Source organism: Noviherbaspirillum aridicola (genome assembly GCF_019656455.1).
GTDB classification, from domain to species: domain Bacteria; phylum Pseudomonadota; class Gammaproteobacteria; order Burkholderiales; family Burkholderiaceae_D; genus Noviherbaspirillum; species Noviherbaspirillum aridicola.
On the sequence record NZ_BPMK01000002.1, the window covers coordinates 139,869 to 161,016 of the forward strand.

General features: G+C 68.6%; 20 protein-coding genes. 8 read left to right on the forward strand and 12 right to left on the reverse strand.

Annotated features, from left to right (window positions below; all coding sequences use genetic code 11):
* The first annotated feature begins 8 nt into the window (after positions 1-8).
* From NCCP691_RS02505 to NCCP691_RS02520, 4 genes are all read left to right on the forward strand, one after another.
* Positions 9-470, forward strand: coding sequence for a DUF2244 domain-containing protein (locus tag NCCP691_RS02505; protein ID WP_220806668.1), 462 nt, complete (start codon positions 9-11; stop codon positions 468-470).
* Between the two features lie 147 nt (positions 471-617).
* Positions 618-2,867 carry a family 1 glycosylhydrolase gene (locus NCCP691_RS02510; protein ID WP_238482280.1) on the forward strand — a complete coding sequence of 750 codons (2,250 nt, stop codon included), beginning with the start codon at positions 618-620 and terminating at the stop codon, positions 2,865-2,867.
* Positions 2,868-2,918: 51 nt separating this feature from the next.
* Positions 2,919-4,070: a UDP-galactopyranose mutase gene (gene glf, locus NCCP691_RS02515; RefSeq protein ID WP_220806669.1), complete on the forward strand. Its 1,152-nt coding sequence runs from the start codon at positions 2,919-2,921 to the stop codon at positions 4,068-4,070.
* A gap of 104 nt (positions 4,071-4,174) precedes the next feature.
* Positions 4,175-5,242 (forward strand): glycosyltransferase family 9 protein, encoded by a 1,068-nt coding sequence (locus NCCP691_RS02520; protein ID WP_220806670.1) that lies wholly within the window; start codon positions 4,175-4,177, stop codon positions 5,240-5,242.
* Positions 5,243-5,317: 75 nt separating this feature from the next.
* Here the strand turns inward: NCCP691_RS02520 and NCCP691_RS02525 are convergent, their stop codons facing one another.
* From NCCP691_RS02525 to NCCP691_RS21315, 3 genes are read right to left on the reverse strand one after another with little or no spacing between them, the layout of a single operon-like run.
* Positions 5,318-6,424: a glycosyltransferase family 9 protein gene (locus tag NCCP691_RS02525; protein ID WP_220806671.1), complete on the reverse strand. Its 1,107-nt coding sequence runs from the start codon at positions 6,422-6,424 to the stop codon at positions 5,318-5,320.
* Positions 6,417-7,265 (reverse strand): glycosyltransferase family 2 protein, encoded by an 849-nt coding sequence (locus tag NCCP691_RS21310; protein WP_238482281.1) that lies wholly within the window; start codon positions 7,263-7,265, stop codon positions 6,417-6,419. The genes NCCP691_RS02525 and NCCP691_RS21310 overlap by 8 nt, the downstream gene beginning before the upstream one ends.
* Complete coding sequence (locus NCCP691_RS21315; RefSeq protein WP_238482282.1) at positions 7,262-7,897, reverse strand: DUF4254 domain-containing protein; 636 nt, start codon at positions 7,895-7,897, stop codon at positions 7,262-7,264. The genes NCCP691_RS21310 and NCCP691_RS21315 overlap by 4 nt, the downstream gene beginning before the upstream one ends.
* Before the next feature lie 231 nt (positions 7,898-8,128).
* Here NCCP691_RS21315 and NCCP691_RS02535 point away from each other — a divergent pair, with 231 nt between their 5' ends.
* Entirely contained in the window at positions 8,129-8,635 is a 507-nt protein-coding gene (locus NCCP691_RS02535; RefSeq protein WP_220806672.1) for an Hsp20/alpha crystallin family protein, read from the forward strand.
* Here the strand turns inward: NCCP691_RS02535 and NCCP691_RS02540 are convergent.
* From NCCP691_RS02540 to NCCP691_RS02550, 3 genes are all read right to left on the reverse strand, one after another.
* Complete coding sequence (locus NCCP691_RS02540; protein ID WP_220806673.1) at positions 8,622-11,741, reverse strand: ATP-binding protein; 3,120 nt, start codon at positions 11,739-11,741, stop codon at positions 8,622-8,624. The genes NCCP691_RS02535 and NCCP691_RS02540 overlap by 14 nt on opposite strands.
* Positions 11,742-11,812: 71 nt before the next feature.
* Positions 11,813-12,241: a DUF1810 domain-containing protein gene (locus NCCP691_RS02545; RefSeq protein ID WP_220806674.1), complete on the reverse strand. Its 429-nt coding sequence runs from the start codon at positions 12,239-12,241 to the stop codon at positions 11,813-11,815.
* 1 nt (position 12,242) lies between these two features.
* A complete protein-coding gene (locus tag NCCP691_RS02550; RefSeq protein ID WP_220806675.1) occupies positions 12,243-12,524 on the reverse strand; it encodes a hypothetical protein in 282 nt (93 codons plus the stop codon).
* Positions 12,525-12,628: 104 nt separating this feature from the next.
* Between NCCP691_RS02550 and NCCP691_RS02555 the strand changes: the two genes are divergently transcribed.
* Positions 12,629-13,819: a polysaccharide pyruvyl transferase family protein gene (locus NCCP691_RS02555; RefSeq protein WP_220806676.1), complete on the forward strand. Its 1,191-nt coding sequence runs from the start codon at positions 12,629-12,631 to the stop codon at positions 13,817-13,819.
* Between the two features lie 61 nt (positions 13,820-13,880).
* On the forward strand, positions 13,881-15,869 hold the full coding sequence (locus tag NCCP691_RS02560; RefSeq protein ID WP_220806677.1) for a spermidine synthase: 1,989 nt from the start codon (positions 13,881-13,883) through the stop codon (positions 15,867-15,869).
* Here NCCP691_RS02560 and NCCP691_RS02565 read toward each other — a convergent pair.
* The 3 genes from NCCP691_RS02565 to NCCP691_RS02575 all read right to left on the reverse strand — a co-directional run bounded on the left by NCCP691_RS02565 (position 15,862) and on the right by NCCP691_RS02575 (position 17,730).
* A complete protein-coding gene (locus NCCP691_RS02565) occupies positions 15,862-16,281 on the reverse strand; it encodes a VOC family protein (protein ID WP_220806678.1) in 420 nt (139 codons plus the stop codon). The genes NCCP691_RS02560 and NCCP691_RS02565 overlap by 8 nt on opposite strands.
* A gap of 129 nt (positions 16,282-16,410) precedes the next feature.
* Positions 16,411-17,355, reverse strand: coding sequence for an MYG1 family protein (locus tag NCCP691_RS02570; protein WP_220806679.1), 945 nt, complete (start codon positions 17,353-17,355; stop codon positions 16,411-16,413).
* A gap of 117 nt (positions 17,356-17,472) precedes the next feature.
* The gene (locus NCCP691_RS02575; RefSeq protein ID WP_220806680.1) at positions 17,473-17,730 is read right to left on the reverse strand and encodes a hypothetical protein; all 258 of its coding nucleotides are present in this window, start codon (positions 17,728-17,730) and stop codon (positions 17,473-17,475) included.
* Positions 17,731-18,081: 351 nt separating this feature from the next.
* Between NCCP691_RS02575 and NCCP691_RS02580 the strand changes: the two genes are divergently transcribed.
* The gene (locus tag NCCP691_RS02580; protein WP_220806681.1) at positions 18,082-18,585 is read left to right on the forward strand and encodes a hypothetical protein; all 504 of its coding nucleotides are present in this window, start codon (positions 18,082-18,084) and stop codon (positions 18,583-18,585) included.
* A gap of 102 nt (positions 18,586-18,687) precedes the next feature.
* On the opposite strand, the gene NCCP691_RS02585 is transcribed toward NCCP691_RS02580, so the two are convergent.
* The 3 genes from NCCP691_RS02585 to NCCP691_RS02595 form a co-directional block, all read right to left on the reverse strand.
* Positions 18,688-19,827: an alpha/beta fold hydrolase gene (locus tag NCCP691_RS02585; RefSeq protein WP_220806682.1), complete on the reverse strand. Its 1,140-nt coding sequence runs from the start codon at positions 19,825-19,827 to the stop codon at positions 18,688-18,690.
* Between the two features lie 258 nt (positions 19,828-20,085).
* Complete coding sequence (locus tag NCCP691_RS02590; RefSeq protein ID WP_220806683.1) at positions 20,086-20,283, reverse strand: hypothetical protein; 198 nt, start codon at positions 20,281-20,283, stop codon at positions 20,086-20,088.
* A gap of 72 nt (positions 20,284-20,355) precedes the next feature.
* Positions 20,356-20,928, reverse strand: coding sequence for a hypothetical protein (locus NCCP691_RS02595; protein WP_220806684.1), 573 nt, complete (start codon positions 20,926-20,928; stop codon positions 20,356-20,358).
* Between the last annotated feature and the right edge of the window lie 220 nt (positions 20,929-21,148).

Consider the following 21,148-nt stretch of genomic DNA (forward strand, 5'->3'; position numbering starts at 1 on the left):
AGCATGCAATGGAAAAACAAGAGTGGATGCTCAGGCGTAATTGCAGTCTGACCCCGCGCCAGCTCGGGCTGGCCTACGGCGTCCTGTGCTGCCTGTCCTTCGTGGTTGCCGGCATCTTCGTGATGATGGGCGCGTGGCAGGTGATCTTTTTCACGCTGCTCGAACTGGGCGCGGTGGCGGTCGCCTTCCTCGTGTACGCGCGGCACGCGACCGACCGCGAACACATCGCGCTCAGTCCCGATTGCCTGCTGATCGAGCGCTTCGACGGCACGCAGGTGCAACGCATCCGCCTTGATCCGGTGTGGGCGAGGGTGGCCGCGCCCAGGGGGGCGCAAGACCTGATCCGCGTGCGCGCGTGCGGGGTCGAGGTGGAGATAGGCCGTCACGTCACCATGGCCCGCCGGCGGCAGATTGCCAGGGAGCTGCAGCAGCAGGTCCCTTCCGTCGCCCAGCTGCGCCACGCCGCATAGGCATGCCGCGAAAAGCTGGCACGTCGATTGCAGTCACCGGGGGCAGGCGCGTCCCTCCGCATGGAGAGACGTTCTCCCGCATCAATTCTTCCCGCACATTCTTCAATTTACACACCGCCGTTACAGACAAGACGAAAGCCGACACACATGAATGAACAAGAAGCAAAGAAGAACTTTGGACCGATAGAGCTCTGGGGCGGGCTCGAATGCACGGTGAACCGTGTGATGGACGACTACTTCAGCCAGATGGACAGGAACGGGCATGCACTGCGGCGCGACGACCTCGAGCGTTTCGCGTCGCTCGGCATACGCGCGATCCGCTATCCGGTGCTGTGGGAGCGGATCGCCCCCGACGGCCTCGACAACGCGGACTGGTCGTGGTCGGACGAACGGCTGCCGGTACTGCGCGACCTCGGGGTGACGCCCATCGTCGGCCTCGTGCATCACGGCAGCGGCCCGCGCCACACCAGCCTCGTCGATCCGCAGTTCGCCGACAAGCTGGCCGAATACGCGGGCGCGGCCGCCCGCCGCTATCCCTGGGTCAAGAACTGGACCCCGGTCAACGAGCCGACCACCACCGCGCGTTTCTCCGGCCTCTACGGCGTCTGGTATCCGCACGGGCGCGACGAACGCACTTTCGTGCAGACGCTGTTCAACCAGTGCAAGGCCGTGGTGCTGTCGATGCGCGCGATCCGGGAAGTCATTCCCGACGCCCGCCTGGTGCAGACCGACGACCTCGGCAAGACCTACAGCACGCCTGAGCTGGAACCGCTCGCCACCTTTTACAACGAGCGGCGCTGGCTGGGCTGGGACCTGTTGTGCGGCAAGATCGACGAGCAGCACGCGCTCTGGTCGTATCTGATGGACACCGGCATTCCGGCCGAAGACATCCTCTGGTTCCGCGACAATCCCTGTCCGCCCGACGTGGTGGGCGTGAATTACTACATCACCAGCGAGCGCTGGCTCGACCACCGGGTCGAACGCTATCCGGAGCGCTACGTCCATACCTATCGCGATTTCCGCCACGCCGACATCGAGACGCCGCGCGCGCTGGCCACGCCCACGCCCGGCATCGCCCCCCTGCTGCAGGAAGCCTGGGAACGCTACGGCCTGCCGCTGGCGGTGACGGAAGCGCACATCGATGCCAACCGCGAAGACCAGCTGCGCTGGCTGCAGGAAATCTGGGAAGCGGCGCACGAGGTGCGCGAAGCCGGTGTCGACATGCGCGCGGTGACGGTATGGGCGCTGCTTGGCTCCTTCGACTGGAACTGCCTGGTGACCGCCTGCAAGGGCTATTACGAGCCCGGACCGTACGACGTGCGCGGACAACGCCCCCGCCCGACCGCGGTGGCGAACATGATGCGCGAGCTGTCGGCGCGACGCCCGCTCACCCATCCGGTGCTGCAGGGGCAGGGCTGGTGGCGACGGCCGGGGCGCTTCTTCTGCCCGCCGGTGGCCACCAGCGCCGCCGTCGCCTCGCTGACGATAGAACGCCTGCATGGGAGGAATCCGGTGCAACCCATCCTGATCACGGGCGCCACCGGCACCCTCGGACGCGCCTTCGCCCGCATCTGCGAAACCCGCAACCTCGCCTACCGGCTGCTCAGCCGTCAGGACATGGACATCGCGGACCCGGCTTCGGTCGAGCGCGCGATCGAGCGCTACCAGCCCTGGGCCATCATCAATACCGGCGGCTATGTCCGCGTCGACGATGCCGAAAGCGATGCCGAGCGCTGCTTCCGCGAGAACGCGCACGGCCCGGCGGTGCTGGCGATCGCCTGCGTGCGGCACAAGATACAGCTGCTCACCTATTCCAGCGATCTCGTGTTCGACGGCACCAGGCGGGAGCCCTATCTCGAAAGCGACGCCGTCGCCCCGCTCAACGTCTACGGCAAGAGCAAGGCGGAGGCCGAGCGCAAGGTGCTCGACACCTACCCGGACGCGCTCGTCATCCGCACCAGCGCGTTCTTCGGCCCCTGGGACAGCCATAACTTCCTCACCATCGCCCTGCGCACGCTGGCCGAGGGCTCGTCCTTCGTCGCCGCCAGCGATACCACGGTGTCGCCCACCTATGTGCCGGACCTGGTGCATGCCTCGCTCGACCTGCTGATCGACCGCGAAAAGGGCATCTGGCACCTGACCAATGCACAGGCCGTCACCTGGGCCGAGCTCGCGCGCAAGGCCTGCGCGCTCGCCGGCGTGGATGCCGGCCGGCTGGAAACGGCGTCGTGCGCGACGATGAAGCTGGCGGCGCGACGGCCCGCATACAGCGCGATGGCGAGCGAGCACGGCCTGCTGCTGCCGTCCCTGGACGACGCGCTCGAGCGCTACCTCCGGATGCGGCAGGAAGCTTCCGAGCAGGACTATGCCGGCCAGGCGGCCAGCACGGGCAGCTGATCCTTCAAGGAGACAGACGATGGCAACCACAGCGACAATGAAAGGAAGAGCGTGAAAAAAATCGGCATCGTGGGAGCGGGATTCTCGGGCGCGGTGATCGCGCGCGAGCTGGCCCAGGCGGGTTACGAGTGCGAAGTGTTCGACGGGCGTTCGCATGTGGCGGGCAACTGCCATACCGAGCGCGACGCGGAGACCGGGGTGATGGTGCATGCCTACGGGCCGCACATCTTCCACACCAGCAACGAGAAGGTCTGGAACTACGTCCGGCAGTTCGATGAATTCATGCCGTTCACCAACCGCGTCAAGGCGATCTACAAGGGAAGGGTCTATTCGCTGCCGGTCAACCTGATGACCATCAACCAGTTCTTCGGCAAGACCTTCAACCCGCGCGAGGCGCAGGCCTTCATGGCGGAGATCGGCGACCAGAGCATCGCCGACCCGCAGACCTTCGAGGAGCAGGCGCTCAGGTTCGTCGGCCGCGAGCTGTACGAGGCCTTCTTCAAGGGCTACACCACGAAGCAGTGGGGCATGCATCCGTCGCAGCTGCCGGCCAGCATCCTCAAGCGGCTGCCGGTGCGCTTCAACTACGACGACAACTATTACGCGAGCACCTTCCAGGGCATGCCGCGCAACGGCTATTCCTACATCGTCGAGCGCATGCTCGACCACCCGGCGATCAGCGTCCACCTCAACACCCGCTTCGAGCGCGACATGGCGGGCGACTATCAGCACGTGTTCTACAGCGGCCCGGTCGACGCCTGGTTCGGCCACAGCGAGGGACGGCTCGGCTACCGCACCCTCGACTTCGCCGCCGAGCGGCACCAGGGCGATTACCAGGGCAACCCGGTGATCAACTACTGCGACGAGAGCGTGCCGTGGACCCGCATTTCCGAGCACAAGCACTTCTCCCCCTGGGAGAGCCACGACAACACGGTGATCTTCAAGGAATACAGCCGCTACTGCGAGGAGAACGACACGCCCTACTATCCGATCCGGCTGGCGCAGGAAAAGACCCAGCTCAAGCGCTACATCGAGCTAGCCGCCGGGGAAAGGGATGTCACCTTCGTCGGGCGGCTGGGCACCTACCGCTATCTCGACATGCATGTGACGATCGGCGAGGCGCTCGATGTCGCCGAGCGTTTTCTTGCCTGCCGCAAAAACAGCGAGGCGATGCCGGCCTTCGTCGTCAACCCGCTTGGCTAAAGCCGCGGCGCGCGGCGGCGGCGGTTGGCAACGATCAAGCTAGCCGGTCGATGGTTTCCGTATCATGGAATCCCCTAACAGGACACGAGGATGGGGAGATTCTCATGGCGCTGACCAATACCGAACTGCAAGAGAATGCCGTCACCGGCCTGCTGCGCCGCCGCCAGGTCCGCTCGGTGGCGGTGTTCCGCGCGCTGCAGCTCGGCGACATGCTGTGCGCGGTGCCCGCCCTGCGTGCCCTCAGGGGCGCATTGCCGGCGGCGCGCATCACGCTCATCGGGCTGCCCTGGGCGCAGCAGTTCGCCGACCGCTTTCACCGCTACATCGATGATTTCATCGCCTTCCCCGGCCATCCGGCCTTTCCGGAACAGCCGGTCAGGGAAGCGCTGATCCCGGCATTTTTCCAGACCGTCCATGCGCGCAATTTCGATCTCGCGCTGCAGATGCATGGCAGCGGTCAGGTCAGCAACCAGATCATCGGCACCTTCGGCGCCGACATGGTCGCCGGCAGCGCCGCCGCAGGCGGCGACGCCGATCCGGAATGCTTCGTCGAATATCCGGACGTGGGACCCGAGCCGCTGCGGCTGCTCAAGCTGACCGAGTTTCTCGGCGCGCCGACGCTGGGGAATGAACTCGAATTTCCGATCACCGCCGATGACGAGCGCGAGCTGCGCGAGAGCGGACTGGCCGGCGGCGCCGAGCCGGGCCGGTATCTCTGCATCCATCCCGGCGCGCGCTTCCGCGACAAGTGCTGGTCGCCGGCGCGCTTCGCCGAGGTGGCGGATGTCCTGGCGGAGGAATTCGGCCTGCAGGTGGTGCTGACCGGGGCGCCGAACGAGACCGATCTGACCGCCGAAGTCGCATCGCTGATGCGCCACAGGGCGATCGACGCCGCCGGCCCGATCTCCATCGGTGCGATGGCGGCCCTGATGGCCGGCGCCCGCCTGCTCATCTGCAATGACACTGGGGTATCGCACATCGCCGCCGGCCTGCGCCTGCCGAGCGTGGTGGTGTTCAGCAAGGCCGACATGCAGCGCTGGGCGCCGCTCGATCAGAATCTGCATCGCTGCCTCTGGGACCCGGAGGGCAGGCAGGCCGCCGCCGTGATCGATCATGCGCGGGCGCTGCTGGCCGCAGGCCAGAACACGCGCGCGGCGGGCGGGGCCGGCTAGCATTCGCATGACGCGGGGCGCCCCCCGCGTGTCACCCGCACCGGATCCGCCGGGGGCCGCGGCTTCGGCGCGACCTCACGTGGCGGATCGTGCAGTCCTTCCCGCAGTCTTTCCTTCCCTGAGCAGGTCCATCGCCAGGCCGATGACGTGCTCTATGCCGACCCGATCGACGAAGCTTTCGTCGTGCGCGCAGCGCGAGGTGAGGTTCTCTTCGCCGCAGACCGGGCAATGCACCTGCACCGACAGCGCGGGACGGTGGCCTTCCTGGCGCAGCGCGCCCGACTCGATCAGATTGGTCAGCCAGTAGATGCCCACCGCCGGCGTGCCGAGCGCGAGGCCGAGATGCAGCGGCCCCGTATCGTTCGACACGAGCAGGGATGCCCGGTCGAGCAGGCCGCACAGGCCCGACAGCGACAGCCGGCCGCTGAGGTCGACCGCGGGCGTGCGCATGCGCTCGATGACGGCGCGCACCACCGGCGCTTCCGCGTCGGTGCCGTTGACGGCGACCAGCAGACCCGCATCTGACAGCGCGTCCCCGACCGCGGCGAAGCGCTCGGGGGACCAGCAGCGCCTGCGGTCGGTGGAACCCGGTTGCAGCACGGCCAGGCGCCTGCCCGGCACGGGCGTCAGCACCGCGTCCGCCTCCCGCCTGTCGGCGTCGGTCGCCCGCAGGTCCGGCGCGCCGCCCATGTCCACCATGCCCGCGCCGACCAGGCCCGTCACTTCCAGCATCTGCAGGCGGCGGTTCTGCATCGGGCCGTAATGCACGCTGCGGTCGAGCGCCGCGGCGCCGGGCGCGCGCATGCCGGCGGTCAGCCGCGCGCCGAAGCGCGTGACGAAGGGATTCGAATAATGCCCGCCGCCGAAGATCTGCAGCGCGATATCGAAATGCCGCGCCTGCATGCGCGCGACGAAGTCCTCGACCCTGCGCGTGTCGACCTCGGCATCGGGCGGCAGGCCCACGCCGGGGGTGGGCGGAATGACTTCGACTTCGTCTATCGGCCCGGGGCGGCCCGTCAGCAAGTCAGCATGCCACTGGCGCCCGATGTAGGTGATGCGTGCCTGCGGGTAGGCCGCCTTGAGCGCATGCAGGCAGGGCAGGGAAAAGACGAAGTCGCCGACCGCGTTGGGACGCAGCACCGCGATACGGCGCACATCGGACAGGCGGGAGGATTCAGCCATGGTCCGGCCCCGCCGCGGCAAGCGCGAGAGGAAGCACCTTGGGCGCGTCCACCTCGCGGGTGGTGACCGTGGTCGGCAATTCCATGTGGTAGGCGCCGGAAGGAATCAGGCCGCAGCCTCCGTGGCGTTCCATCACGCGCAGCTGCGCCAGCACATCCTCGCCGCAGTGCGCTTCCGGCAGTTCGCGCCAGAAGTCGAAGCCGCCCGCGTCCCGGAGTTTCGCGGTGTCGAAGAGCACGCAGCCGCCTATCCATGCCACCTTGTAGAGACGGCTTCGCGCGCGGTCGATGCCCATGCGCGTCTGCACGTGCCAGAGATTGGCGGCGCTGTGCAGATGGTGGCGCGCCCATGCCGGGCTGTCCGGCGTGACCGTCTCCGGCTCTACCCGCGACTCCCAGAATTCGATCACCTGCTGATGCGGCCGGATGTCGTCGATGAAGCTCAGGCCGTGCAGCGCGCTGCCGACGAAACCGCAGCGCTGTTCGCGGATCGCGCGCAGCATGCGTTCGACGAGGTCGGGTTCGAGCAGCACGTCGTCATCGAGGAACAGGCAGTAGGGCGAGCGCGCCTGCGACAGCAGGAAGGCCCGCTGCTCGGCCATGCCGCGGCGCGGCAAGTGGCGCAGGCAGAGCACCTCGCGGCCGCCGGCGCGCAGCAGCCGCAGCACCGCCTGGACCTCCGGCGCCTCGAAGCCGGCCGGGCCGGCCTGGTCCGACTGGTCGGACACGACAATGCGTATCCCGGCCAGCGTCTGCGCGGCCAGCGAGGCAAGCGTGACGGCCAGCGCGCCGGCACGGTTGCAGGTGGGGATCAGCACATCGACGACAGCATTTGCACTCATGCGGCCATTCCTTGTGCCGCCTGGCCCGGCTTGCCGTACAGGTAGGGGTTGAGGGTGGGGTCGTTGTACATCTTGAACTGGCGATAGATCTTGAACCATGCGCGGCCGGCGGCGGCGTCGGCCAGCAGCTGGTCGAGGCAGGCGGCGAGGTCGCGCCTTTGCATGCCGAGGCGCTGCAGCTTCTCGCGGCACTTGTCGATGTGTTCCTGGCTGGCGTCGACACGCTCGGTCTGCTCGCGCATGTGGAAGATCTTGAGGCTGAGGATGGACAGGCGGTCCGTCATCGCGCCGGCCGTCTCGCTGTTGAGGCGGGCGCCGGGCGCGGGCGGCTCGTCGCCGAGCTGGCCGAGTGCGGTCAGAATGGCTTCGTCGATGCACTCCACCGCGTCATTGCGCTTCTGGTTGTACTGGTCGATGAGCCGCTTGCTCGCGGCGATCGCCTCGGGGCCGACGTCTGTGCGGCGGGCCTTGTCTTCCTCGTTCCACAGCAAGGTGTTGTAGCGGTGGTTGGCGGCGATCCACTGCCAGACGCCGTCGCGCTGCTGCCCGGAATCCTGCTCGGGCCAGCCCGCGGCGGCGAGCATGCTGTCGTGGAACTGCACGATCGATTGCGCATCGGGTTCGTTCTGCATGGTGTTCCTTTCAGTGAGGTCTTTCCTTGAAGCCGCAACTGCAAGAAGCATGCTAATGCGTCAATGCCCCGCCTGCCTTGCTTGGCCGCAGGAGTAGCCGCCGGCCGTCGTGCAATTCCTGCACGCCCATGTAAATTGGAAATGCCGTTCTGCAGCTTCGCTTTCCTCGACGCAGGCATTGAAAGCCGGGCCGGGGGCACCATGTAATGACGGTCCGACAAGGAGGCCGTCATGAACCTGAATGAACTCAAGCAAAGCTTTTCCACACTGTTCGACTCGGTTGCGGAGGGCTGGCAGCATCTGCGGCAGTCCGCGTCCACCGCGCTCACCGGCTTCAGGCCGGGACAGGACACCGGCCTGCCCGACAGGAAGCAGGTCGACGACATGTTCTTCATTCCTTCGGGCACCTGGTCCATGCTCGGCAACAACCTGTTCGAGGACGAGAGGCGCGTCGTGGTGCAGCTGGAAATCCCCGGCATGGACAAGAGCGCGCTGCAGGTGGAAATCCAGGAAAACCTGCTGGTGGTGCGCGGCGAAAAGCGCTTCCGCCGCGAGGATACGGAAGGCCGATATCGCGTGCTGCAGTGCGCGTACGGCAGCTTCGAGCGCGTGGTGCCCCTGCCCGCGGCGGTGGTCAGCGAGCAGGCCGTGGCGAGCTACGCCGACGGCGTGCTGCGGGTGGAACTGCCGAAAGTGACGGCGAGCGAGGCACGCCGGCACACCGTCAGGATCGACTGAGGGTATTGTCCCCGCCCGGCGCCTGGCGCAGCAGTTCGGTGACGCGCGCCGCGAATGCCTGGAGCGCGAAGGGCTTGCCGAGGAGCGCGGGTGCGGGTCCCGGTGCCCGGCCGGCCTGCATCGCCGCATCGCCGTAACCGCTGATGAGCAGCGCCTGGAGTTGCGGCCGCAGCGCGCGCGCCTGCGACAGCAGCTTCCAGCCGTCGATGCGGCCGGGCAGGCCGACGTCGCTCACCAGCAGGTCGACGCGCGCGCCTTCCTCCAGGGCGGCGAGCGCGGCTTCCCCGCTGTCGGCCTCGGTCACGCGGCAGCCGAGTTCGAACAGCATCTCCCGCAGCAGCGAGCGCAGCTGGGGTTCATCCTCGACCAGCAGGACATCGGCGTCGAGCGCTGCCTGCAGCGGACCCCCGTCCGCCACGGGGAGCGCCGTGTCGTCGGCGTCGCCATGGAAGCGCGGCAGGATGATGGACACCGTCGTCCCCTGTCCGGGCACGCTGCGTATGCGCGTCTGCCCGCCGGACTGCCTGGCGAAGCCGTAGATCGTCGACAGGCCGAGGCCGGTGCCCTTGCCCACCGGCTTGGTGGTGAAGAAGGGATCGAAGGCGCGCGCCGCCACCTCGGGCGGCATGCCTGTGCCGCTGTCGCTCACGCTGATGGCGACATAATCGCCCGGCGCCAGCTCCAGCTCCCGTGCCTCATCCCCCGCCAGCGGCAGGCGCCGCGTCTCCAGCGTGAGCAGTCCGCCTTCCGGCATCGCGTCGCGCGCGTTGATCGTCAGGTTGAGCAATGCGTTTTCCAGCTGGTTGGCATCGCACAGCACCGGCCATGGCGCGCCGTCGAGCCGCAGCTCGAGGCGGATGGCCGGCCCCACCGCGCGCTGCATCAGGTCCCGTATGCCGGTCGACAGCGCGTTGACATCGACCGCGCTCGCGCGCAGCGTCTGCTGCCGCGCGAAGGAGAGCAGACGGTGGATGAGGGCGGCCGCGCGGTCGGTAGCGCCGGTCGCGGTGTCGATGTAGCGGCCCAGCCCCTCGGTCTGCCCCTGCCGCAACCGCAGGTTCAGCAGCTCCATGCTGCTGACGATGCCGGCCAGCAGGTTGTTGAAGTCGTGCGCGATGCCGCCGGTGAGCTGCCCGAGCGCTTCCATCTTCTGGCTCTGGTGCAGCTGCGCATGGGCGCGCTCGAGTTCGGCGGTGCGCGCCGCGACCCTCACCTCCAGCAGCTCGTTGATGTCGCGCAGCGCGGCTTCCATCGCCTTGCGCTCGCTCACGTCGCGGAAGAAGATCGCCAGGCCGTCGGCCGACGGATAGATGCGGATGTCCAGCCACAGCGGCGCCGCCGCCGAACCTGCTTGCTGCTCCAGCGCCTGCGGCGCGCGCTCGGCCAGCGCCTGGCGGCAGCGCTGCAGCACCTCGGCCGGGAAGGCCTGCGGGCAGAAGTCGCCGAGCGCGCGCCCCGCCGGCTGTCCGGCCTGCCGCTGCGCGAGCCGCATGCCTTCGGTGTTGAGCCGCAGGATGCGCAGCGCACGGTCGACCAGGACGAAGCCTTCGCCTATGGCTTCCAGGATCTCGCTGCTGCGGTCGCGCTCCACGCGCAGCGCCCCCTCGAACTCCTTGCGCGCAATCTGTTCGCGCCGTTCCAGCAGCTGCCGCCTCAGCTCGAGCGCCGCGTCGGCATCCACCGACGACCAGCGGCGCGACTGGCCGCGCACCGCTTCCTGCCATAGCGCGAAGGACTTGCGCGGATGCAGCCGACCCTCCTCGGCCTCGGCGGGCTTGTGCGGATCGCCGGCCCAGCGCCGGGCTTCCACCACTTCGCGGCGCACCGCGATCAGATGGTCGCCGGCATCGCCGAGGCGGCAGTACAGCGCGCCGCAGGCCATCGGTGCCAGGTCCGCCAGCGCGGGATCGAGCAGGGAGAGCTGCCGGCTGTAGGTGAGCATGCCCTGCAGCGAGTGTTCGAGCGCGGCCCGCAGCGGTCCCGGGGCACCCGGCGCCAGCGCGGCGCCGAAGGCGAACTCCCGTCCGCCGATACGCAGCAGCAGGGTATCGGCGGACAGCGCTTCGAGCATGTGCGGCGCGGCCTGCTGCAGCGCCTCGTCGAAGCCGGCGCCGGCCGCCATGGCTTCGCCCGCCCGCCGCAGGGCGCGGCCTCTTTCCTCGCCCAGGCGGGCTTTTTCGGCGCGCATGATGCTGGCCACCGCGTACGAGGCCAGTTCGGCCAGCGCCTTGCAGCGCAGCCGCATGCCGACCGGCACCTGCCGGGGCGAGGCATGGTGGCAAGTGATCATGCCCCATAGCCGGTCGCCGCAGAGCAGCGACATCGTCAGGGAGGCGCGCACGCCCATGTTGCCGAGGTACTCCAGGTGTACCGGCGCGACGTTGCGCAGCGTGCAGAAGCTCATGTCCGGAGACGGGCCGGCCGGCGTCAGCGGGACCGGCTCGTAGGCGGTGTCGGGAATGATCCTGAAGTGGTTCAGCGTGAACAGTTGCCGCGCCTGCGCCGGGATGTCGGAGGCAGGGAAGTGATGGCCGAGGAAGGAGTCGGAATATACATCGTTGCGTTCCTCGGCGATCACCATGCCGTGCCAGTCTTCATCGAAGCGATAGACGATGCAGCGGTCGAAGCCGGTGAAGCGCCGCACTTCCCTCGCCAGCAGCCGGCACAGCTGCTCATGCGTCTCGCAGGCGCCGATCGCGCCGAACGGCAGCTCGCCCTGCAGCACGCCGGCGGCCGTCGGGTCGTCGTCGGCCGCTTCGAATTCCGCCAGCAGCTGACCGCCCGCGGCGCTGTAGGACATGGTGCACGGCCGGGCGCCGGGCGGCACCGGCAGGATGCGGGTCGGCGACACTGAATGCAGCTCCCCACCCGCCACCGCCTCGCGCAGCCGGGCGCAGCACTCGGCGCCCAGCAGGTCATCGAGCGGCCGGCCGACCGCCTCGCGCGCCGGCATGCCGAGCAAGTCCCGCAGGTTGTCGCTGGCCTGCAGGATTTGCAGATCGTCGGGCCGCAGCACCAGCAGTGCGCCGAACGGCTGTATCAGGCCGGGGATGTGGATGGGCTCCCTGTCGCAGGCGGAAAGGTCGGCCGTCTCGTTTTTTTGCATGAAGAAAGTTGCGGCGCCGGCCGCAAGGACTGTGGACGCAACTGATATACCGCTTTGCGGACGGAAAGTTCTCAGTCCTGCGGCAGGACGCTGGCCGGATCGGGTTCGCCGTCGAAGTATTTTTGCAGGCAGGCAGCGAAAATGCCGCCGCTGCCCGCTTCCGCCTGCGAGAACAGCGTGAGGCAGGAATGGAACTTGAGATCGTCGGGATACGGAAAGATGTCGGAGGCCTTGCGCGCCGGGGCGGCGGCGGCCAGCGCCGCGCACTCGCGCAGGCGGGCGCCGAGCAGGGGATGGGCGAGATAGGCGCGCGCTTCCTCGAGCGAGCCGATCGCGAAGAAGCGCGCCGTGTCGCTGCGGCCGAGACCGGCCAGCTGCGGAAAGATGAACCACATCCAGTGGCCGCGCTTGCGTCCGGCGCGAAGTTCGGCGAGCACCTCGTCATAGACCGGCGCCTGCGCCTTCACGAAGCGGCGCAGCGAAAACGGATCGTCATCCATGCTAGTCCGACCGCTGCCCCTGGCCGAGAACGCGCATCAGCGCTTCCTTGCCATGCATGTTGAGCTGGCGCTCGAGCTGCATCGCGGCCTGCGACTCGGTGCCCGCCGGCCCGCTGGTAATGCGCCTGCCGGACGAGCGTTCGGTGACGGCCCAGCCGCCGCGCTTGTCGTAGAGCCAGGCGTGCAGGATGAACTGCAGTTCTTCGAAGCCGGCGATGCGGATCTCTTCGCCCAGCAGTTCCTGCGGCTGGCCGAATTCGTTCTGGATGAGGAATTTCTGCATGGAGATAGAGAGTGCGGCGGCGCGCGCATGGTTCCGGGAACAAGGGGTGCGGGACCCGGCTCGGAACCGATGGCGCGCGCGTGCGCGATGACAGGTGATGAAGGATGAATGATCGGGCGAATCGGGAATGTATCATCGTCGGCGCCTTCGACCGGCACAATTTCGGCGACCTGCTGTTTTCCCATATCGCGCCCGCCGCGCTCGGCGGCGCGAAGCCGGTCTTCGCCGCCGCCGCGTCGCGCGACCTGCGGCCGTTCTCCGGTCCGCTGACCCGCTCGCTCGCCGGGCTTGCGCCCGGGGCGGCGGATATCATCCACGCCGGCGGCGAGATATTGTCGTGCACCGCATGGCAGGCGGCGGCGATGCTGCTGCCGCCCGGGGAGGCAAGCGCCGCCATCCGGTACCTGGAAGCGGACGATGCGCGGCGCGACAGCTTCATCCGCGAGACCCTGGGGCGCGACGCGGCCGCGCCCTATGTCGCCGGACGCGACCTGTTTCCGCAGGCGCGCGCCATCGTCTTCTGCGGCGTCGGCGGCATCGGCCTGGAGGACGACGACGCCATGCGGCGGGAAGTCTGCGCGCAGCTACGGGACGCGGACTTCATCGGGGTGCGGGACCGGCGTACGCTGGCGCTGCTTCAGCGGGAAGGCGTGCCGGCCAGGCTGATGCCGGATCCGGCGGTGCTGCTGCGCGAGCTGTGCGGGCCGCGCGTCGTCCGCCACGGCAGGGCGGGGGAATGCGCGGCGCTGCGGCAGGCTTTTTCCGACGGCTACCTGGCGGTGCAGTGCAGCGCGGACTTCGGCGACGACGCCACGCTCGACATGCTCGCGCAACAGCTCGACCTGCTCGCGCGCGACACCGGTCTCGGCGCCGTGCTGTTCCGCGCCGGCGCGGCGACCTGGCATGACGACCCGGAGGTCCATGCGAGGCTGGCTGCGCGGCTGCGGCAATGCCGGGCGCGGATCTTCCAGTCGCTCGACGCATTCGACATCTGCGCGCTGATCGCCGGCAGCGCGGGTTATTGCGGCAGCAGCCTGCACGGCCGCATCGTGGCGATGGCCTATGGTCTGCCGCGCGCGAATCTCTGCCCCCCGCCGTGCGACGCCGCCGGCAAGACTGCGGCCTTCGCCGCGGCCTGGGATGCCGGCCTGCCGGGCGCGGTATTGCCGGCACAGCTGGCGGCCGCGATGAGCGATGCGCTGGCGCTTCCGCCGGCTGTGTTGCGCGAGGCCGGGGCAACGGCGGCCGCGGAATGCCGGCGCGCCTTTGATGCAATCCGAACGCTGCTCGCCTGAGCCAAAACTCGCGCTGCCCGTGCCGGTCTGATCATGTCATCGCCCCGCTGTCGACATCACAATGACCAAAATATTCTTTGCCGGCACCATTTTCTGTAGCGCCTTCCTGCTGTTTCTCGTACAGCCCCTGATTTCCAAGCAATTGTTGCCGTGGTTCGGCGGATCGGCGGCGGTGTGGGGCAGTTGCCTGGCCTTCTTCCAGGCGGTGCTGCTCGCGGGCTATGCCTATGCCGACTGGGTCACGCGCCGTCTCGACGGGCGCCGGCAGGCGCTGCTGCATACCGCGCTGCTGGCACTCAGCCTGCTGTGCCTGCCCATCATCGCCGACCCGGGCTGGAAACCGGCCGGCGGCGAGGACCCGACGCTGCGCATTTTGCTGATGCTGGGCGCCACCATCGGCCTGCCGTATTTCCTGCTGTCGACCACCGGCCCGCTGGTGCAGGGATGGGTCAGCCGCACGCTGCCCGACGCGCGGGTCTACCGTTTCTACGCGCTGTCCAACGTCGCCTCGCTGGCGGCGCTGCTCGGCTATCCCTTGCTGCTGGAGCCGAGCGCACGTCTCGCGCAGCAGGCGTGGATCTGGTCCGGGCTCTACGTGGTGTTCGTGCTGCTGTGCGCCGCCTGCGCGTGGCGGGCGATGCGCGCGCCCGCCTTGCCCGCGCCCGCGGCACATGAAGACGCGGTGGCGCCGCGCGCGGCGCACTATCTGCTGTGGCTGCTGCTGTCGGCCCTCGGCAGCTGGCTGCTGCTCGCGGTGACCAATCACATCACCCAGAACATCGCCTCGGTACCCTTCCTCTGGGTGCTGCCGCTGTCGCTGTACCTGCTCAGCTTCATCCTGTGCTTTGAAAGCGACCGCTGGTATCGCCGGGCAATCTTTCTGCCGGCCGGCGCCGCGGCGCTGCTGCTGTGCGCATGGGGGCTGCAGGACCCGCGGCTGGGTTTCGACATCCGCGTCGCCGTGCCGCTCTACGGCGGCGGGTTGTTCCTGCTGTGCATGTTTCTTCACGGCGAACTCGCGCTGATGCGGCCATCCGCGCGCTATCTGACCCGCTTCTATCTGTGCATGTCGCTCGGCGGCGCCATCGGCGGCATCGCGGTGGGCCTGCTGGCGCCGCGCCTGCTGCCCTCGTACTATGAGCTCGGCATCGGGCTGGCCGCCGTCGCGGTGCTGGCGATGTTCGTACTCGGGCGCCGGCCGCCGCTGGTGCTGGCATCGCTGCTGCTCGCCGCCGCCTGCGCGTGGCTGCTGCAGGTGCAGGTCAACCGGGACATGGGCGCGGCGCGGCAGATCGCCCGCAATTTCTACGGCAGCGTGCGCACGCAGGATACGCTGCGCGGCGTCGACAGCGTGCGCGGCCTCTATCATGGTTCGATCCGCCATGGCGAGCAGTATCTCGCGCCGCACCGGCGCGGCGAACCGACCAGCTATTACGGCGAGAAAAGCGGCGTCGCGCGCGCCATCCGCGCATTCGATCGGCCGGGCCTGCGTGTCGGCGTGGTCGGACTCGGCACCGGCACCCTGGCCGCCTACGGCAAGCCGGGCGACGTGTACCGCTTCTACGAAATCAATCCGCACGTGATGGCGCTGGCGCGGGACGAATTCTCCTTCCTGCGCGACAGCCCGGCCCGCATCGAAACCGTGCTCGGCGACGCGAGACTGGCGATGGAGCGCGAGGCGCCGCAACAGTTCGATGTGCTGGCGGTGGATGCGTTTTCGGGCGACGCGATACCGGTGCATCTCGTCACCCGCGAAGCCCTGGCCATCTACCGCCGGCACCTGAAGCCCGACGGCATCCTCGCCTTTCATGTGACCAACAAGTTCCTGTCGCTGTCGCCGGTGGTGCAGGAGCTGGCCCGCGACCAGGGGCTGCACGCGGTGCGCATCGTCGACGATGGCATGGATACCACCGGCCACCGCACCGACTGGGTGCTGCTGAGCGCGCGCATGCCGGCGGCGCTGGCCGACGCCGGCGACGCCATCCCGCAGGTCCCCGGCCTGGCGGTATGGACGGACGACTTCAACAACCTGTTCCAGGTACTCAAGTAGGCTGCGGCACGACCACCATCCAGTTCATGCCGTAGCGGTCGGCGACCGAGCCGAAGCAGGGCGAGAAGAAGGTTTTCCCGAGCGGCATCTGCACCTGGCCGCCGTCGGCGAGCTTGTCGAACAGGCGCCTGGCCTGCGTCTCGTCGGGCGCGCTGATCGACAGCGCGAAGCCCTGGAACGACGGCGCCTGCGCGGTGCAGCCGTCGGACGCCATCACGATGCTGTCGCCGATCCGGAATTCCGCGTGCATGATCTTTTCGTCGAAGCCGTCGGGAATCATGCCGGGCGGCAGCGGGTCGGGGCAGTCGCGAAAACGCATCATCACCGGCACCTCGGCGCCGAGCGACTCGCGGTAAAAGGTCAGCGCTTCCTCGCAGCGGCCGTGGAAGAACAGATAGGCTTGGACTTGCATGGCTTTCTCCTCTGAAGACCGAAACCCCGCCGGGCGCGGGACTGCGCCGCGGCCGTTTCATCCCGGACGACGAACGGCGGCGTCCGAAATCGACAGCAGGGAGGAGAATTTTTTGGGAGCCGCGCCGCGCTACGACATCCCCTCGGCCAGCGCCTGACGCGCCATCTCGAGCGCGCCCTCGAAGGATATCGCCGCCGCGATGAACAGATTGTTGTGGCAGAACACCGCATCCTCGACGCCGGTCACCGCCGCCAGTTCGTCGCCGCGCAATCCGGCCCACGATGCCGGCAGGTCCTTGCGCGCCTTGAAGCTGTCCGCTGCCACCGGTACGGTATGCAGCATGTGGCGGCGGTCCGGGATGCTGTAGCTCATCACGAACACGACTTCCGGCATTTCATTGCGCACCACGCCCGACCAGGGCAGCGCGCCATTCTCGAGGAACAGCAGCTGCCCGCCCTCGAGCCGCCGCGCCTGCCGGACCTGGTCGATGGCCAGCAGCGCGCCGACGCGGTACTTGACCGCATTGATGATGATTTCGCGGATGAAGGCCATCGCCCGGCGGAACTGGTTGAGCCGGAATTCCTCGGCCGCTTCCACGCTGCCCGCCATCTGGTCGTCGATCCAGGTCGGATTGAAACCCGACACCACCGCGGACAGGCCGTAGCCCCCCGGTGCATTTCTCGCCGCGCCGGTATCGGCCATGTCGAGGTACTGCACCAGGTCGCCGTCGATGGCCCAGGCGATTTCCTGCGCCCGTTCCGGCGTCAGTTCCTGGGCACAGCATTCATGCGCGAGCTGGGCGACGCAGCGCGCCCCGTATTCCTTCCAGACCAGGCCGGCGCTGGCGTACACCACGCCGTTCTGGCGCGCGCCGCTGAAGCCTTTCTGGTGATGGTCGAAGCGGCCGGTCGCCGGGTCCCAGATGCCGCCCACGTCCACCGCGAAGTCCGCGGCTTCGATGCGGTCGGGATCGCGGGTGCGGACCAGTTCGCTCGCGGGGAAGACGATATCGAGCACGGCGACGGCCCAGACGTCGTCGGCGTGGAATTTTCCTGAGTGGGTGGCAATGATCATCGGCAGGCAAGCAAGGTGGGGGCGTCAGCCGGTATGACGCCGGCCGCGCGCGGGAGATTCCGCGACAAGCATAGCGGGGATGGCGTTTTCCTGCTGAAGCCGCCGCCGGCCGCCGGGTCAGCTCGCGGCCGCACCGATCGGCACCACCTTCCCGCGCGCGTCGTCGCGGCGGACGACAGGCAGATCGGAATCGGCTTCCCACAGCAGATCGCACAGCGCGCGCACCTCGCGCGCCTCACGCGCCAGGTCCCGCACCGACTGCAGTCCGAGGGCGTCCGCCCGCGCCGCCTCCGCTTCGAGCAGACGGGCGAGGGTGGACAGGTGTTCGGCGATGGTCCGGGTGCTGAGCGTGTTCGCCATCTCGGTTCCTTGCATGGTCGGTCGTTGCACTCCCCTGGCGCGGCCAGGGGCGGTCGGCGCGTCCGGATGGTGCGAAAACATGGTCAGCCGGCGCGATGTCGCCGGTGCTTGCAAGGGCCGTGCCGCCGCGAGCGCAGGCGGCGTTACAAAAACTTATGTCCTTTCATTAAACCAAATCAATCATGCTCTGTCGTATCTCCGCTGCCGGCTTCCATGCGGTCCTTTCCCGACATCCGGCAGCGGCACGCGTGCCTCCGTCCTGCCGTGCAAGCCACGGGCAGTGAAGACCGCATCCACTCATCGTCCGCGACCGCCGGCATCATTCCGATGCGGCGAGCGGATCTGTTCATCAATGGGAGATTTGCTATGAAAAAGGATACGACGGGCGTCCTGCGCCAGTATGTAACCGATACCGGGGTCCGCTCCGCGCGCCAGGTCGCGACCGACTTCGACGAGGTGGCCCGCGCGCTGCCGCCCGAGGCCGTCACCGACGGGCTGTCCGAGGCCTTCCGCTCCGACCAGACGCCGGCTTTCGAGGAGCTGCTGCAGCACTCCTTCGAGCAGGGCGATCCGCGGCAGCGTGCGAACATGCTCGGCCGGCTGCTCGACGCCGCCGGCCCGCAGGTCCTGCATGCGCTGCGGGAGAGGGGCGTGCTGCCGCCGCAGGTCGATCGCGATGCCGCCCACCGTCTGCGGCCGCAGGCCGTGCACGAGATCGCCGGCGTGGCCAGCAGGGAGAACCCCGCCCTGATCGACGATATCAGCAGCTGCTATGCGACCGATCCCGCGCTGGCCCGGACCCTCGGCGGCGCGGCCCTGAACGTGGCCCTGCAGAAGATCGCGCAGCGGCTCTGGCAGGCGGCCTGCTAGAGCCAGCCGAACAAGGCCAGCAGCAACAGGCTGAGGAGAATGGAGACGACGATCGAACCGAGGCAGCCAAGCTTGTTTGAGAAGAAAAAGAACATGCGGTGATCACTCCTGTGCGGGTCGTTCCGGTGTTCTGCCGGCGGCGCCGGCCCTGTCGGCGAGTTCCGCGATGGCATCGGCCACCTGCACCGGTGCCTCGAGCGGAAGATAGTGTCCGGCGCCGGCGATGATTATCCGGTCGGCGCCGCGAATCATGCCGGCGAGGCGTTCCAGCGTCGCCGGCCCCACCAGCCGGTCGCGCTCGCCGCCGATCACGCGCGCGGCGACCGGAATGCGCGGCGGCGTCTTGCTTTCGTCAAAGCGCAGCATCGCCCGCAGACCCCTGGCCAGGATGGCCGGCTTGTTTCTCAGCCCGGAGCGCACCACCAGCTCGACCTGCTCGCGGCTGGCCGCCCGCCCCATCGCGCACAGCCGCACCGCCAGATGCAGGAAACCGCTCGCATAGCCGAGCAGGCTCAGCAGCCAGGCCAGCGGCCACAGCAGCAGGGCAAACAGCAGCAGCGGTTCGAGCAGCGGCCAGCGCAGCATGCGCAACAGGCCGGCACCCGCCGCGCCCGCCAGCGGCGACGCGAACGGCGCACTCATCATGACGATGCCCTTGACCCGGCGCCCCTGCAGGTCGGGATGGAGGCGGCACAGGCTCAGTATCATCATGCCGCCGATGCCGTGGCCGACCACGACCACCGGCTGCTGGCCCGCTTCGTCGATGACGCGGCGCAGATCCTCCGCCATTCTGACCACGCTGTAGCCGCCGTCGGCGGGTGGACGCGACCGGCCCACGCCCGGCAGGTCCCACAGCAGCAGGCGGTAGCGTTCCGAGAGCCTGCGCCTGACCGCCTGCCATGCGCGCAGATCCATGCCCCAGCCCTGGGTGAGCACGATGGCCGGCGCGCCTGCCGGGCCGTCGAATTCCACGTGCAGCACACTGCCGTCGGGCGCCTGAATCTTCTTGCCGCTTCCGCCGCGCATCGCCGGCGGCGGCGCTTCGCCGCGCGGGAAGGTGGCCATCACGATGCAGCGTCCGCCCAGTGCCCACAGCACCATCGCCGCGCCCGCCCAGGCGAGGGCGGGATCGAGCGCGCCGCGCACCGCGGCCGCCAGCAGGGCGATGCCGCCCGCCAGCAGGGCCAGCGCGGCGAAACTGGCAAGCGTGCCGAACAGAAACGAAAGCGGCAGTGCGAACATGCATCTCCCCCTGGCGCCACCGTCCGGCGGCATCTTGACCTTCCGATACGACTTGGGAGTCCCCGGGGGGTTCCTGCACCCGGCGTCGTGGCGCCGACTGGACGCCGGGGCAAGGGGCCCGCGGCCTCGTTTGTGCGCGTGGCGGAACGGACAGGGGAACGCTTGCGCGTGTGCTTCGCCCGCCCGTTCGGGGCAGGACAGGCGGGTTGCGTTTCAGGTCGGCGCCGCCGCGAAGAACCGCGGCGCGGCCGGGATCGGCTAGCGCTTCTTCGCCGGCAGCAGCGCCAGCGCCATCAGCGCCAGCAGCGAGAGCCCGGGAAAGATGGCCGCCGCGGCGCCGCCGATCGCGGCCCAGCCGATGAAGCTCCGGCCTTTCATGCGATAGGCGACCGCGCCGAGCATCAGGCCGACGGCCAGCGATTTCAGCGCGGTGAGCAGGATTTCGTCGGTGGTCATGTCAGGCAGCAGGAAAATCGGGAAAGCGGCGAGGATACCGCATCCCGCCGCCGCCTGTCCCCGGCCGCCGCTTCAGTCGAGCGTGAAGCCGATCTGCTTCATCTCGGCGTTCATGTCCGCCCTGACCGGCGCGGAGAACACCAGCTCCTTCACATCCTGCGGCAGCTCCAGGCCGAGCACCACCGCGCGATGCGTGGCGCCCGCCGGAAATTCCATCGACAGCACCGCGTCGTATGCGTCCTGGTGCTTCGGGTCCGGATGGTCGATGGTGTAGGCGGTCAGCGCGCCGAGGTTGCCGCCGTAGCTCTTGCCGTTCTTGTCCGTGACCTTGGAGAACAGCAGGATGGTGCCCATCTCCAGCGGCTCCTTGCCCTTGTTGGTGACGCCGATGTCGAGCACCACGTAACGGTGTCCTTCCCGGGTCTTGAGCAGGCCGAGCGCATCGGTCTTCGGCGTGAAGCTGATCGCGCGATGCAGGGTCAGCGAGTAGCTGTCGGTGTCGATGGTGCCGAGCGTCTTCGTCGCGACGGCGGGCATGTCGGCCGGCGCCGCGGCCGCGGGGGCGGCAGGGGCGGGCTCTTCCTTGCCGCAGGCGGCGAGCAGCACGGCGGCGGCGAACAGGGCGGGGATCAGGTTGGTTTTCATATTGACGGGTTCCGCTGGGCGTGAGGCCGCATGTTAACCGCGCGCGTCGGCGGGCGACATCCCCTGAATATGGGAGCCGCGCACCAATAGCGTTCTCGCCGGGCTCCGGCAGGGCCGCGGTCGCCCCGTAAGAGTGCGTGCGCAGGCGGCCGTCGGCGAAAATCCGACAGAAGCGCCTCGCCGCAGGCTGGCACAGCGCTTGCTGAATGGCTGTCGGAGT

What these genes read in the sequence shown, in the direction of transcription:
- NCCP691_RS02555 (WP_220806676.1), top strand. Translation starts at nt 12,629, where the DNA reads ATGAATGATCGGGCGAATCGGGAATGTATCATCGTCGGCGCCTTCGAC.
- NCCP691_RS02570 (WP_220806679.1), bottom strand. Translation starts at nt 17,355, where the DNA reads ATGATCATTGCCACCCACTCAGGAAAATTCCACGCCGACGACGTCTGG.
- NCCP691_RS02560 (WP_220806677.1), top strand. Translation starts at nt 13,881, where the DNA reads ATGACCAAAATATTCTTTGCCGGCACCATTTTCTGTAGCGCCTTCCTG.
- NCCP691_RS02585 (WP_220806682.1), bottom strand. Translation starts at nt 19,827, where the DNA reads ATGTTCGCACTGCCGCTTTCGTTTCTGTTCGGCACGCTTGCCAGTTTC.
- NCCP691_RS02565 (WP_220806678.1), bottom strand. Translation starts at nt 16,281, where the DNA reads ATGCAAGTCCAAGCCTATCTGTTCTTCCACGGCCGCTGCGAGGAAGCG.
- NCCP691_RS02510 (WP_238482280.1), top strand. Translation starts at nt 618, where the DNA reads ATGAATGAACAAGAAGCAAAGAAGAACTTTGGACCGATAGAGCTCTGG.
- NCCP691_RS02590 (WP_220806683.1), bottom strand. Translation starts at nt 20,283, where the DNA reads ATGACCACCGACGAAATCCTGCTCACCGCGCTGAAATCGCTGGCCGTC.
- NCCP691_RS02545 (WP_220806674.1), bottom strand. Translation starts at nt 12,241, where the DNA reads ATGGATGACGATCCGTTTTCGCTGCGCCGCTTCGTGAAGGCGCAGGCG.
- NCCP691_RS02535 (WP_220806672.1), top strand. Translation starts at nt 8,129, where the DNA reads ATGAACCTGAATGAACTCAAGCAAAGCTTTTCCACACTGTTCGACTCG.
- NCCP691_RS02540 (WP_220806673.1), bottom strand. Translation starts at nt 11,741, where the DNA reads ATGCAAAAAAACGAGACGGCCGACCTTTCCGCCTGCGACAGGGAGCCC.
- NCCP691_RS02520 (WP_220806670.1), top strand. Translation starts at nt 4,175, where the DNA reads ATGGCGCTGACCAATACCGAACTGCAAGAGAATGCCGTCACCGGCCTG.
- NCCP691_RS02580 (WP_220806681.1), top strand. Translation starts at nt 18,082, where the DNA reads ATGAAAAAGGATACGACGGGCGTCCTGCGCCAGTATGTAACCGATACC.
- NCCP691_RS02550 (WP_220806675.1), bottom strand. Translation starts at nt 12,524, where the DNA reads ATGCAGAAATTCCTCATCCAGAACGAATTCGGCCAGCCGCAGGAACTG.
- NCCP691_RS02525 (WP_220806671.1), bottom strand. Translation starts at nt 6,424, where the DNA reads ATGGCTGAATCCTCCCGCCTGTCCGATGTGCGCCGTATCGCGGTGCTG.
- NCCP691_RS21315 (WP_238482282.1), bottom strand. Translation starts at nt 7,897, where the DNA reads ATGCAGAACGAACCCGATGCGCAATCGATCGTGCAGTTCCACGACAGC.
- NCCP691_RS02575 (WP_220806680.1), bottom strand. Translation starts at nt 17,730, where the DNA reads ATGCAAGGAACCGAGATGGCGAACACGCTCAGCACCCGGACCATCGCC.
- NCCP691_RS02595 (WP_220806684.1), bottom strand. Translation starts at nt 20,928, where the DNA reads ATGAAAACCAACCTGATCCCCGCCCTGTTCGCCGCCGCCGTGCTGCTC.
- NCCP691_RS02505 (WP_220806668.1), top strand. Translation starts at nt 9, where the DNA reads ATGGAAAAACAAGAGTGGATGCTCAGGCGTAATTGCAGTCTGACCCCG.
- NCCP691_RS21310 (WP_238482281.1), bottom strand. Translation starts at nt 7,265, where the DNA reads ATGAGTGCAAATGCTGTCGTCGATGTGCTGATCCCCACCTGCAACCGT.